Below are 13506 nucleotides of genomic sequence, written 5' to 3'. Positions count from 1 at the left end.
CCGTGCCCACGAAGAGACTCCGCCGACCCCGGCTGCTCCGCCTCAGACGCCCGCTGAAGCGTTCCGCCACCGACAGCCCGAAGAGCCGACCGCGGCGCCGGCGCCTGCCCCTGCGGCGCGCCGCTCCCCGCGTCCTCGTCACGGTCCTGCTGGCCGCCGCCTTCGCCGCCCAGGCCGTCGCCGCGTTCCTCCCCGACGTGCCGCTGCTGCTCGCCGCGACGGCCGCCTCGGTCGCCGGGGAGGGGGTGCTGCACCGGTGGCAGCGGGGCATGGCGACGGTGTTCGCCAAGTCGCACGCGGACATCACCGTCCGGCACGTCCTGCGGGACCTGCTGCTGGTGGCGGGCCTGCTGCGGGTGGGCGAGCAGGACCGGGAGGGGGTGTACGGCCCGATCGTCGCCGCCCTGCTGCTCTTCTACGCCCTGCACTGCGCGATCCAGGCCGTCTCCGTCCTGGTCCGCCGTACCCGCACCCTGCCGGTGGTGACCCGGAACATCGACGCCTCCGCGCTGCGCCTGTCGACCGCCCCGCCCGCGCTGCTGCTGCGCCGCCCCGGGCACCGGCTGCTGGTGTTCGGGCTGCCCGCGACCTTCGGCCTGGCGGCCACCGCGGCGACCGACCACCCGGCCGCCGCGGCCGGCGGACTCGCCGTGTCCCTCGTCCTCGGGCTGCTCGGCCTGGGCGAGCTGCTGCTGCGGCTGCTGCCGGGCCGCCGCCCGGCGGGCGAGCAGCAGGTCCTCGACTGGTTCGACGCCTGGCTGGCCGACTACCAGCCCACGGTCGGCCTGTACTTCTCCGGCGGCGCGTCCTCCGCGTACCAGGCGAACATGTGGCTGGAGCCGCTCGCCAAGCTCGACGGGCGGCCGGTCATCGTGCTGCGCGAGCGCTTCATGGTGCAGAAGATCGCCGCGACCGACGTGCCGATCATCTGCCTGCCCAAGGTCACCACGCTGATGCGCCTGGAGCACTCCACGCTCCAGGTCCTCATCCACCCGTCGAACTCCGGCAAGACCTCCCAGGTGCTACGCATCCCCACCCTCAAGCACACGTTCGTCAACCACGGCGAGAGCGACAAGCTGTCCTCGTGCAACCCGTACGCGAAGGCGTACGACGAGGTGTGGGTGGCAGGACCTGCGGCACGGGAGCGCTACGCGCTGGCCGAGGTGGGCGTGGACGACCGCGAGGTGCGGGAGATCGGACGGCCGCAGCTGGAGGCCGTACGGCCGTACGCGGGCCCGCCGAAGGGCGCGTACGTCACCGTCCTGTACGCGCCCACCTGGGAGGGCTGGGACGGCAATCCGGGCAACACCTCCGTCATCGAGGCCGGCGAGAACCTCGTACGGGCGCTGCTCGCCGATCCCGGCGTACGGCTGCTGTACAAGCCGCATCCGCTGACCGGGTCGGTGGACCCGCGGGCAGGGGCGGCCGATCTGCGCATCCGGGAGCTGATCCGGGGCGCCAACCGGGCGCGGTCCGGGGCGCGGCCCGCCGCCGGAGGTGAACTGGCCCGGTGCACCGAGGAGTTGGACCGGCTCACCACCGCCGACTTCCGGACGAGCGCCGACTCGGTGGAGCGGATGCTGCTCCAGTCGGCGCCGCCGCGGGGGCGGGCCCGGGCGGTGGAGCGGGCCACGGCGGCCTGGGAGGCGGCGTACTGGGCCTCGCTGCCGGAGTGGGAGCACCAGATCGTCACCGGCACCCGGCCCGCGCTGTACGCCTGCTTCAACCGGGCCGACCTGCTCGTCAGCGATGTGTCGAGCGTCGTCAGCGACTTCCTGGCGAGCGGCAAGCCCTATGCGGTGGCCAACACCAGCGGGCTGGCCGAGGACGCCTTCCGGGAGGCGTTCCCGACCGTGCGGGCGGCGACCGTGCTGTCGCCGGACGCGGCGGGGGTGCCGGAGCTGCTGGAGGCCGTACGGCATCCGGAGAAGGACGGACTCGCCGAGGCGCGGGCCGAGTTGAAGCGGCATCTGCTCGGGCCGGACGAGCCGTCCTCGCAGGAGCGCTTCAACGCGGCCGTGCAGACGCTGTGTTCGGCGGCGCGGGAGCACCGCGTACGGATGGCCGAGCGGCTGGCCGCGGAGATCCCCGCGCCCCGGCCCACGGAGGACGCGTCCGCCGTCACGCCGCCGCAGCCGGCCTGACGTCCCGGGACCGGGACGGCAGCGTCCGGCGCGCCTTGCGCACCGCCCGTCGCACGAACGAGTCGAGCCCGCCCTCCCGGTAGCCCGGGACGGCGCGGGCCTCACGGGGCTCGGCGAGGTAGAGGGCGTCCGGGATGCCCGCGGCGGTGTCCCGGAAGTGCGGGTAGGCGAAGTACACCCGGCGGCCGCGCTTCTCCAGTAGCGCCTCGGGCTCCTTCTTGGCCCGCCGGAACTCCAGGAGTTCCAGGAGGAGTTCGGGGCGCTGCTCGGCCACCGCGTGCATCCGCAGCCGCTCCTCGACCCGCAGCCGGCGGGCCACCTCGTCGGTCCAGTAGGCGTCCAGCAGCGGCTTCGCCAGCTCGAACTTGTGCCGTCGTACCTTCTCGCTGTCCCTCAGGTACTTGGGGCCGAACTGCGGGAGCAGGGTGACGACGAACGGGCGGACCATGAGCATGTCGCGGCGTGGGCCCGGCGGGAGCATGTCGGAGATGAGGGTCATCAGGGCGCGTGCGGAGTCGAAGCGCAGGGTGTAACTCCCGCTCTTCGTCACGTGCTTGCCGTCCTCGCGGCCCACCAGGTAGTAGCAGGTGTAGTCGTCGATGAGGGAGACGCCGTCGGCCCGCAGATAGGCCTCCATGGTGAACAGGGCGTCCTCGCCGGTCCACAGCGACTCGTCGAAGCGCATGCTGTGACGGTTCAGCAGCTCGCGGCGGAACAGCTTCTGCGCGCTCAGCGTGAACTTGATGTTGGACGACCAGACGTCGGTGCGCTCCAGCGTCCGCCCCCACATGGACTGCGGCGGCTTGCGGTTGATGCCCTCGACGCGGCCGAGCACCACGTCCGTGCCGTTGCGGTCGGCCATCGCGACCATCCGCTCAAGGGCCTCGGGGCCGAGCCGGTCGTCGGCGTCGAGGAAGAACACGTACCGCCCGGTGGCCTTGTCCAGGCCGACGTTGCGCGGGCCGCTGGGGCCGCCGGAGTTGTCCTGGCGGATGACGGTGACCGGCATGTCCGTGCGGGCCGCGAACTGCTCCAGGCACTCCCCCGTGCCGTCCGTCGAGCCGTCGTCGACCGCGATGACCTCGATGCGGGCGTGGTCGAGGGTCTGGGCCTCGACGGAGGCGAGGCACTCGACGAGGTAGGGCATCGCTTCGTAGGCGCCGATGACCACGGTCACATCAGGCTGGGTCACATTTCCCCCGTATCCTCATATTCACAATCAGTCAGACGGTTGAAAGTCACATGCGGTTGTCTTTGTGCACGGCCTTTGTGACGCAGGTCACGGACTACAACGACCGTTCCCCCCTCAGGTACGCAAAAGGGCCCGGTTTTCGAGAATCACTCCTCGAAAACCGGGCCCTGGGCCGAATGGGCCAGGCCGCTGGGTCAGGCCGTGGTCGTGGCCTCCGCGGCTCCGGCCGCCGCCCGTGACTCCTGGCCGACGTTGCGGGTGTCGGCCTTGCGGGCCAGGTCCGCCACCGCGGTGTTGAACTGCTCGATGGACGTGGGCTCGTCCGGGCCCAGCAGGTACTGCTTGAGCTCCTTGCGATCCTCGGCCAGCGGGTCGCCCGCGAGGTCGCGCACCGCGCTCAGCAGCTCGCCCAGCTCGGCGGCGCTGTTGGACAGGATCGTCGCGGCGCGCACGGCCGTGTTCTGCCGCTTGAACTCCTCCACCCCCAGCTCCGCGGAGTCCGTCACCGCGTACGGCTTGCCGCTCGCGATGAAGTCGGAGACCACGGAGGAGATGTCGGAGACCATCGCGTCGGAGACGTTGAAGCAGTCGTACAGCCGCGGCTCGGCGCCGGTGATGACCCGGTGCTCGTGGGTGCCGAAGGAACGCCAGTAGGTGTCGTTCCACTCGGCGCGCAGCCGGGCGATCTCCTCGTGCTTGGCCACGTCGACCAGCCCGTCACGGGTGGCCTCGGCCTCGTCGCCCTTCTCGCCGCCGTTGCCGGCCAGCTGGGCGATCCGCGCCTCGATACGGGTCAGCTCGGCCTTGGCCTGCGCCTGGGCGGCGGCGTCCGCGGTGAAGCGGGCGTCGGTGGCGCGCTCGGCGGCGGCCTTCTCGACCAGCGCGGTGATGCGCGCGTGCGCGGCGCCGGCCTCCTTGCTGACCGTGCCCGTGAAGGGGTGCGGCTTGTACAGGACGCGGACCGGCGGGTCGGCCTTGATGAGCTTCTTGACGATGTTCTCGCCGGCCAGCACCAGGGAGGTGTTGCCGGGGTTGCCGTCCCAGCCCTCCCAGGTGGGCGCGTAGAGGACCGTGGGGATACGACCCTCGGGGACGCCCTGCCAGGTCTGGATCGGCGCCAACTGCGGGCGGCCGACCTCGACGATGTCGTCGTCGCGGACACCGACGTCGGCGATGGCGTAGCGGTCGCGGCCCGCGCGGCCGGCGGTCCACACCTCGTCGTACACCTTGCTGAACGGGTTGACGCTGGCCAGCTTGTCGCTGTCGCCGTGGCCGATGAAGACGTGCTTCATGGTCGGCACGCGCAGCAGGTGGATGTTCTTGCCGACGTTGGCCGCGTACAGCGCGACGCGCACGGTCGACAGGTCCATGTTCATCAGGTGCACCCCTCCGGGCACGCAGATGACGGGGACCGTGGTCGGCGCCAGGTTGTTCAGTATCGCCCGCTCACGCAGGATGATCAGCGGCTTGGAGTCCAGCTGCTCCATGGTCTCCAGCCACATGTTGACCTGGTACGCCGAGTCCTTGGAGCCGGAGAAGTACAGCACCGTCTCCGGCCGGTAGCCGGCCAGCCAGTCGTCGACCGCGGCCAGGACCTTCTCCGCGTTCGGCGGGATCTTGCTGCCGCGGACGTACGGCATGAGCGCGACGACGTACAGGGTGCCCAGCGCTATCGTCGCGCCGATGCCGACGAACGCCGCGAGGGTGTCGTCCATGAACGCCGAGACCAGCACGCCGATCACGGCGAACAGGTCCAGGTGCAGCATCTTCTCCGCGGAGCGGTTGAGCAGGCGGCGCGGCGGGGCGTCCGGGATGCGGATCCGGGCGGCCAGGTCGACGTTGCGGGTGGCGACCGGCATCCGGCGGCGGTTGCGGATCAGGGTGACCAGCGCGCCGTGCGGGGCCTGGAGGCCGTAGAACGCGATGAAGCAGGCGACCGCCCCGTAGAAGACGATGCCGTCCGCGAGATCCAGGCGAGCCAGCAGCAGGATCAGCAGCAGCTGCCGGATCAGGAAGCGGATCGACAGACCCGCGCGCACCTTGCTCAGGCGGTTGATCAGATAGCTGCTCTTGCGATGCAGATAGTGGTCCGCCAGGTACGTCACTGCGGCCGCGGCCGCGAAGGCGGGAACGCTCGGGACGAGCGCGGCCAGCATGAGCACAGGGAAGCCCAGGATCATGAGGGCCGCCGCGGCCAGCTCGGCCGCACTGCCCACCCGGGCGACGCGAATGGCTCTGGTTATCACGGAGGAACCTGCTCTTGGAGGGGGAGTGCCGGTTTTGTTCTGTGGTGCGGCGAAAATGTGAGGAATTCGCGAGAGGTACGGATTCAGGCCTCTGCGAATGCTCCGATAACGGGCGAACACAGAGGCCTGAATAACAGATGTCTAATTGCAGTTGATTATGCCACGCCGTCCTGACGGTCCAGAACGGAGGCCAGCGCCTGCTCGAAGCCGGAGGCCTTGCCCGCGGCGGCCGTCGGGTCCTGCTGGCGGACGTCGATGACATGTCCGGTCAGCTCGGACAGCAGCACGTCCAGCGAGGTACGGGCCACGACCTCGGAGGACAGCAGCGAACCGGCCGGCTCCTGACCGAAGGCCTTGGTGCGCATGGGAGTTGCGGTGCGCTCGGGGTTCACGCAGTTGACCCGGATGCCGTCACCGGCCCACTCGTCGGACAGGGCCTGGGTGAGGTTCACCATCGCGGCCTTGGTGGAGGAGTAGAGGCTGTACTCGGCGCGACCGCGGGTGTAGCTGCTGGAGGTGTAGAGGAGCAGCTGGCCCTTGGTCTCGGACAGGTACTTGTACGACGAACGGGCGATCTGCACCGGGGCCAGGTAGTTGACCTTCAGCGCTTCCTCGATGGTCGCGTTGTCGGTCTCGGCCAGCTTGCCGATGCGCAGCACGCCGGCGGTGTTGACGACGTAGTCGATGCGCCCGGTCTCGGCGTACGCCTTGGACAGCGCGTCGTCGACCTCCTCGGGGTTCTCGACGTGCGTGCCGGTGGTGGAGCGGCCCAGCGCGTAGACCTTCGCGCCGTAGGACTCGGCGAGTTCGGCGATGTCCTTGCCGATGCCGTACGAACCGCCGAAGACGACCATGGTCTTCCCGGTCAGCAGCTCGCGGTAGGCCTCCTCGGAGACCTGCTCGGGCGCGGCGGTGGAGGCCAGCTGGAACAGCTTGTCGGCGATGAAGACGTCGACGGGCTGGGTGACCTTCATGTTGTACTCGTCGCCCGCGACGACGTGGATCGGCACGTCCGGCAGGTACTTGAGCACGACCGAGCAGTCGTCCGTGGCCTGGAAGTTGGGGTCGCCGGCGGCGACCTCGTAGGCCCGCTTGATCGTGGACAGCTTGAAGGCCTGCGGCGTCTGGCCGCGGCGCAGCCGGGAGCGGTCCGGGATCTCGGTGATGAACTCGCCGTCCTCGCCGTGGGTGCGCGTCACGATGATGGTGTCCGCGGACGGGATGGCGACGTCGACGGCCTGGTAGCGCTCGAGCGCGACCACGCAGTCGTCGATGACACGCTGCGAGAGAAGGGGGCGAACGGCGTCGTGGAACAGGACGTTGAGGTCCTCGCCCTCGGCCAGGCCCTCGCCGAGCGCCTCGATGGCGCGCTCGGTCGTCTCGTTCCGCGTGGAACCGCCCTCGATGATCTTCTTGACCTTCGTGAACCCGGCCTTGGCCACGATCTTCTCTATGTCCGGCACGTAGCCCGGCGCCATCAGGACGATGATGTCGTCGATCGAGTCGGCGTTCTCGAAGGTGGTCAGGGTGTGCTCGATGACTGCCTTGCCGGCGATCTTCAGCAGCTGCTTGGGGATCGAGAGACCCACGCGCTGACCGGTACCGCCGGCCAGGATCACTGCGGTGGTACGGGGCTTGGCGATGTGCTGGGACACAGGTGACCTACCTCGGGGCGACAGGGAACTTGGAAATGGTCCCACTTGGGGTTACCGCAGTGCAAGGTGAGCGCCGTCCGCCGCATATGTGCGCGCTACCTGTCATTCACCTTGCACTCCTGGTGATTGAGGAGACCGTTGTGGTGAGCACCCTGGAATTGCTGTGAGTAACTCCACAGGAGTTACGTATTGCTGTGTGTGACGACCGTACCGCTCAGCGGCGTCGGGGCCGACACCGGCTCAGCGGCGGCGCAGTCGCTTCAGACACCGGTGGCCGAGCACTTTCACGAGTTCCCTGGACGAGGTCTGGTGCACGGTCCGGGACTTGACCGGGGCGGTGTTCCGGATCGGCGCGGCGGCGGCCGCCGCGAGCGCCCCGTACAGGGCCTGAGCGGCCACCTCGGGAGCGATCCGCGGTTCCGCGAGGGTCTCGGTGCCGGGCTTGGGCACGGCGGACAGCAGCGCCGGGTCGCCGAGGACGCGTACGCCCGTCGCCCCGATGCTGCGCGCCATCTCGGCGCCGATCTCCGCGGCCGCCTCGACGGCCCACTGCGGGGTACAGATCTTCACGTCCTGCGGGGTCGGACTGCACGCGTTCTTCATATGCATCACCGCGCCGTGCCGCACCAGCTTGGAATACAGCTCGTCGGGGAGTCCATTGCCGCGGAATTCCTTATTAAGATTCCGCAGCATTTCGGTCTCGGCGAGAGTGAGAGAGCGGTTCGCGGTGTCGGGGACCTCCTGGAGCAGGCCCTGCGGAAGGCCGAGGAGCTGCTCGAAGGTGCGCATCAGCCCGTCGCGGTCGCGGTCGTCGACCACGACGACGGTGACCCGCTCGGCGCCGACCGCCCGGACCCAGCGCTCGACCAGCCGGTCGTGCCGGTGCCGGCGCCAGAAGCTGGGGTTGGGCTTCTCGTACGGGGCCTTGCGGAGCATGTGCTCCAGCCACTCCTCGTAGCCCATGCGCAGCCCGTTCTGCACGTACTGCTGCCACTGCGAGGGCATGATCTTCGCCAGCGGGCGCAGGGTGACCAGGACGTGCACGGAGTCGCCGCCGAGCTGCGCCACGATCCGCCCGATGGTGGCGTCGTCGGGGGCGTCGGCGAAGAACTCGCTGCTGATGACCGAGGTGACGGCCCGCCCGGCGCCGTTGACCCGGTCCACCAGGTGCAGCCACTGCTTCTCGCTGGGCCCGGCGTCGCCCATCATCCCGGGCCGGGCGCAGGCCGCGAGGACGGCCTCCATCGGGTGCCGGGTGGTGGCGGGCCACAGGACGCCGTGCTCGCCGAGGCGGTCCTTGGCGGCGAACATCGCGCCCTGGATCGACGTGGTGCCGGTCTTGTGGGGGCCGATGTGCAGCAGGCGGGTGCCGGGCGGCAGCGGCGGGACGCCTTCAGGTCTTCTCGTACAGTCCGTCTCCATGGTTAAGGGACGGTAAGAGGGGTTCCTGAGACTGCGCTGAGAGAGACCTGGGACACAGATGAGTCCCAGGCTCCCGTCACACAGGATTCACACCCGGTCAGGCGAGTTCGACGCCCGGCTGTCCCGACTCCACCCGCAGCGCGGCCAGCGTGCTCGCCGTCGCCGTCGGCTGCCGGACCGTGTCCACGACCCTCACCTGGGCGTCGATGCCGTGCTTGTCGATGTCGAACAGGTGGTAGCCGCGGTGGGCGTCGAGCAGCTTCCAGTGCGGGTTGTCCGCCATCAGCGGGTCCCACTGGGCGTGGAAGGCGGCCTGGTCCTGGTCGCCGTTGCTGGAGATGGAGGTGCCGACGAACTCGGCGCCGACGACGTCGGAGTCCGGGTCGGCGAAGTCCTTCTTGAGGTCGCTGATCATCGTCAGATGGCGGTCGCCGGTGAAGACGACCGGGTTGCGGACGTCGGCGAACTCCCCCATGAGGGCGTTGCGTTCGGCCTGGTAGCCGTCCCAGGCGTCGTAGTACCAGAGCTTGCCCTCGCCGATCTTGAGGTCGGTCTCGGCCATCATGATCTGCGAGGCGATGAGGTTCCAGCGGGCCGGGGAGTCGTGCAGCCCGTCGAGGAGCCACTCCTTCTGCCGGGCGCCGAGCATGGTGAGCGACGGGTCCTGGGCGCCCTCCTGCGTGGTCGCCTGGTCGCTGCGGAACTGCCGGGTGTCCAGCACGTTGAGCCGGGCCAGCCGGCCGAACTCCAGGCGCCGGTACATCTGGATGTGCGGCCCGTTCGGCACCGAGGTCGCGCGGACCGGCATGTGCTCGTAGTACGCCTGGTAGGCCGCGGTCAGACGGGCCACGAAGGCGTCATGCGGCTGCTTGTCGGGGTCCTGCGGGATCTCGCCGGCGAAGTCGTTGTCGACCTCGTGGTCGTCGAAGGTGACGACCCAGGGCGCGTTGGCGTGCATCGCGGCGAGGTCGGGGTCGGTGCGGTACTGGGCGTAGCGGTTGCGGTACTGGACCAGGCTGTACGGCTCACCGGTGCCCTCGTGCCTGCGCACGCCCGTCGAGGACGGCGTCGACTCGTAGATGTAGTCGCCGACGAAGAGGACGAAGTCGGGGTCCTGGGCGAGCATGTCGGCGTACGGGGTGAAGTAGCCGTGCTGCCAGTTCTGGCAGGACGCGAGCGCGACGCGCAGGCTGCCGCCCTTGCTGTGCGGGTGCGGGGCGGTGCGGGTGCGGCCGGTCGGGGAGAGCTGGCCGCCGGTGCGGAAGCGGTACCAGTACGCGCGGCCCGGGCGCAGGCCCCGTACATCCACGTGAACGCTGTGCCCGTACTCGGGCCGGGCCTGGGCGACGCCGCGGCGGACGGGCTTTCTGAAGCGCTCGTCCTCGGCGAGCTCCCACTCCACCGGGACCGTCCGGTCGGGCATCCCGCCCCCGTTCAGCGGGTCCGGGGCGAGCCGTGTCCACAGCACGATGCCGTCCGGGAGCGGGTCGCCGGAGGTCACGCCGAGGCTGAACACCCCGTCGGGCAGCGGGGTTTCGGCTGCCCGGGCGGCCGTCGGGAGCCACAGCTGGGCGGAGGCGGCGGCGCCGAGCACGGCGGCCCCGGCGGTCAGAAAGCGGCGGCGGTCGGGCGAAACTGCTCCGGTCATCAGCGAACTCCCTTGCCTCACTGGCCTCATGGACAGGGGAAGCTCATGCTCCGGGTCGGTCCACCCGCTGAACGCCGGGGTGCCCGCACATGACAACTGGGCAGACAACAGGAGACCCGTCACGGCACACGAACTCGTCGTGGCCGCAACGGGTCTGAGGGATGATCAGACGATTCCGCTCAGTAGGCGAACCCGGTGCCGAGCCGCGCCCCCGTCGCCGTCGTCCCCAGCAGCGTGTTGCCGAAGGCCGTCGTGCCGTTCGGTGCCACGATCGTCGCCGGCAGCGGCACCCCGCCCGGCTCGACGACGTACGACGCCCGGGAGCGGAAGCTCCACACGAACCCGGTGTTCGCGTTCTCCCCCGGCGCCCCCACGGCCACGTCGGCCAGTCCGTCGCCGTTGGCGTCCCCGAGGTGGACGGCCGTGCCGAACGCGTCGCCCTTCTCGGCGGTGCCGGGCACGTTGCCGGTGTCCTGCGTGACGACCTGGTGGGAGCCGGCGCCGGTCAGCCCGTCCGCCCGGCCGCTCAGCACTACCACGGCACCGGCGTCGGTCACGGACCCGATGTCCTCGCCGGGCACCCCGGTGAGGACGTCCAGGAAACCGTCCCCGTCGACGTCCCCGAGCTGTACGTCGGTGCCGAACCGGTCGCCCTTCTCGGCGGTGCCGGGCACGCCGGGACTGTCCTGGTTGAGGAACTGCGCCTTCACGCCGTCGGGCCCGTCCGCGGTGCCCGGAATCCAGGCGACCCGGCCGCCCTTGGCGAGGTAGGTGTCGAGGTCGCTGTCGTAGCCGTCGATCGCCCGGCCCACCACGATGTCGTCGTAGCCGTCCCGGTTCACGTCCCCGACGTCGAGGCTCTCGCCGCCCTGGAGCCCGGCGCCGTCGATGTCGTACACCAGCGTGAAGGGGTTGAGCCCGGTCCCGTTGCCGAGCCAGTACACGACCCGGCGCGCGTCGAACTCGTCGCCGTCGTTCTCGGCGCCGACGACGTCGGTGCGGCCGTCGCCGTTGACGTCACCGGTGGCCAGGTCCAGGACACGGCTGTCGTACCGGTCCGGCACCAGCGCCTCGCCGCCGTTCGCCCCGCCGCGCGTGAACGGGCCCTTGAGGACCCGCAGATCGTGCTGGTTCGCCACGGTCACCACGTCCGGGGAGCCGTCGTCGCCGATGTCCCCCACGGTCAGCCGGCCCTTGGCGCCGAGCTGGTCGTACGCCTTCCCGCTCGCCACGGACGTACCGCCGGCGAGGCCGTTCGCGCCGCCCCACACCACTTCGACGAGCCCGGCGTCGACACCGGCCGAGGTGTCCTCACCGCCCACGCCGACCACCAGGTCCGCGTAGCCGTCGCCGTCCAGGTCGGCGGTGTCGAGCGCGGAGCCGAAGCCGTCGCCCGTCTCCGAACTGCCGGGCACCCCCGCGGTGTTCTGCGTGAACACCTTCCGGCCGGTGGTGGTCAGCCCGTTCTTCGACCCGTACAGCACCGCGACATACCCGGCCCTGGCCTTGCCGCCCACGGTCGCCGCGGGCGCGGCCACCGCGAGGTCGTCGTACCCGTCGCCGTTGAAGTCGTCGTGCAGCCTGCTCGCGGCCGGTCCGGCCCCGGCGGCCTGCGCGGCCACGGGGACGGTGAGGGCAGCGGTGACCGCCACGGCCGCCGCGAGGGCGAGCCTGCGCTTGCTCATGATGCTCCGGTTGATCGGGGTGAAGGGGGGTGGAGGGCGTGTCAGCGGGGGAACTGGTCGCCCAGCCGGGCGCCGCTCGCGACCGTGCCGAGCGTGCCGGCGCCGAAGGTGAAGGAACCCTTGGCCGTGGCGCCGCCGGGGAAGACCCAGACGCCGCCCGCGAAGGAGTTCTCGGCGACGGACGCGACGACCGGCTCGGCCCTTCCGTCGCCGTTGCCGTCGACGAACGTGGCGTTCAGGCCGAACCGGTCACCGCTCTCGGCGGTGCCGGGCACGCCGGCGGTGTTCTGGCTGAGGACCTTGGTGCCGGCGCCGGTCGCCCCGCCCGGTCCGCCGGGTACGACGGCGAAGGTCCCGGCGTTCTTCAGTGTGCCGAAGTCCTCCTCCGGGATGCCGGCGAGGATGTCGCCGTACCCGTCGCCATTGGTGTCCCCGATGGACACCGTCCAGCCGAAGCGGTCCCCGGCCTCCTGGGCGCCGGGCACGCCCGGGGTGTCCTGGGTGATGATCCGGGGTGCGGTGTCGGGCAGGCCCTGCCGGCCGGCGTGGACGACACGGAGGCCGTCCTCGCCGAGGACCAGGTCGGCGCGGCCGTCGCCGTCGAGGTCGCCGAGGGCGATGGCGTCCTGCTTGCGCAGGGCGAGGGCCGTCAACTGGGCGCCGGGGCGCAGGCCTTCGCGGCTGCCGTGCGCGTAGTAGACGTAGTTGCCGTAGTTGGTCTCGTCGTCCCAGTCGTGTTCCCGGGCGATGATGGCGAGGTCGTCGGTGCCGTCGCCGTCGGTGTCGCCGGCGGCCACGGCGACGATCAGCAGGTCGCCGTCGGTGAGGGCGGCGTTCTCCTGGGTGGCCGCGGGGCGTCCGTCGCGGCCGAGGGGACCGAAGAGGATACGGCCGTCGCGGGCCAGGTCCTGGTGGCCGTCGCCGTTGAAGTCGCCGGTGACGGTGAGCGGGGCCTGGAGGCGGCCGGTGCCCTCGGCGGGCAGCACCTTGCCGGAGGTGAGACCGGCGGGGCCGCCCCAGAGCACGGTCCGGGTGCCGGAGTGTTCGACGCCGTCCTGCTGCCACTGCTCGGCGAGGGTCTCCACGAGCAGGTCGGTGTACCCGTCGCCGTCGAGGTCGGCCGCGGCCAGCCGGGAGCCGAAGAGGTCACCGGCCTCGGGGGCACCGGGGATGCCGGCGGAGGCCTGGCTGTAGACCTTCCTGGAGGCCGTCCGGATGCCGCTCGGCGAGCCGAACAGGACGGCGACGTATCCCGCCTTGGCCTTGCCGCCGACCGTCGCGTAGGGCGCGGCGACGGCGAGGTCCTCGTAGCCGTCGCCGTTGAAGTCCTGCCGTACGCCGGCCGCCGGAGCGACCGCCTGGGCGACGGGCAGGGCGCCGCAGGTGGCGGCGATCAGGCTGATCGCCGCGACGACGGCGCGCCGGGTTCTGTGACTGGGCAGGGACATGCGAACTCCGTTGGCCGCAAGGGCAGTTGATCACGGCGGAGGGATCAAGATCCTCATCCGTGCTGC

8 protein-coding genes are annotated in these 13506 nt (G+C 70.9%); 1 reads left to right on the top strand and 7 read right to left on the bottom strand.

Annotated features, from left to right (window positions below; all coding sequences use genetic code 11):
* Positions 1–110: 110 nt before the first annotated feature.
* A complete protein-coding gene (locus tag IQ210_RS02635) occupies positions 111–2144 on the top strand; it encodes a hypothetical protein (RefSeq protein ID WP_194077060.1) in 2034 nt (677 codons plus the stop codon).
* On the opposite strand, the gene IQ210_RS02630 is transcribed toward IQ210_RS02635, so the two are convergent.
* From IQ210_RS02630 to IQ210_RS02600, 7 genes are all read right to left on the bottom strand, one after another.
* A complete protein-coding gene (locus IQ210_RS02630) occupies positions 2122–3291 on the bottom strand; it encodes a glycosyltransferase family 2 protein (protein ID WP_228046936.1) in 1170 nt (389 codons plus the stop codon). The two genes, IQ210_RS02635 and IQ210_RS02630, sit on opposite strands and share 23 nt — an antisense overlap.
* A 239-nt stretch (positions 3292–3530) precedes the next feature.
* Positions 3531–5582 carry a hypothetical protein gene (locus IQ210_RS02625; protein WP_322656301.1) on the bottom strand — a complete coding sequence of 684 codons (2052 nt, stop codon included), beginning with the start codon at positions 5580–5582 and terminating at the stop codon, positions 3531–3533.
* A gap of 155 nt (positions 5583–5737) precedes the next feature.
* A complete protein-coding gene (locus IQ210_RS02620; RefSeq protein WP_194076457.1) occupies positions 5738–7237 on the bottom strand; it encodes a bifunctional cytidylyltransferase/SDR family oxidoreductase in 1500 nt (499 codons plus the stop codon).
* 240 nt (positions 7238–7477) lie between these two features.
* Positions 7478–8659: a hypothetical protein gene (locus tag IQ210_RS02615; protein ID WP_194076456.1), complete on the bottom strand. Its 1182-nt coding sequence runs from the start codon at positions 8657–8659 to the stop codon at positions 7478–7480.
* Between the two features lie 97 nt (positions 8660–8756).
* Complete coding sequence (locus IQ210_RS02610) at positions 8757–10307, bottom strand: alkaline phosphatase D family protein (RefSeq protein ID WP_194076455.1); 1551 nt, start codon at positions 10305–10307, stop codon at positions 8757–8759.
* Positions 10308–10486: 179 nt separating this feature from the next.
* Positions 10487–11992: an FG-GAP-like repeat-containing protein gene (locus IQ210_RS02605; RefSeq protein ID WP_194076454.1), complete on the bottom strand. Its 1506-nt coding sequence runs from the start codon at positions 11990–11992 to the stop codon at positions 10487–10489.
* Between the two features lie 41 nt (positions 11993–12033).
* Positions 12034–13440 (bottom strand): FG-GAP repeat domain-containing protein, encoded by a 1407-nt coding sequence (locus IQ210_RS02600; protein ID WP_194076453.1) that lies wholly within the window; start codon positions 13438–13440, stop codon positions 12034–12036.
* Positions 13441–13506: the final 66 nt, after the last annotated feature.

The organism is Streptomyces justiciae, from assembly GCF_015163075.1.
GTDB classification, from domain to species: Bacteria; Actinomycetota; Actinomycetes; order Streptomycetales; family Streptomycetaceae; genus Streptomyces; species Streptomyces justiciae.
This window is presented reverse-complemented; position numbering and strand designations above follow the sequence as displayed.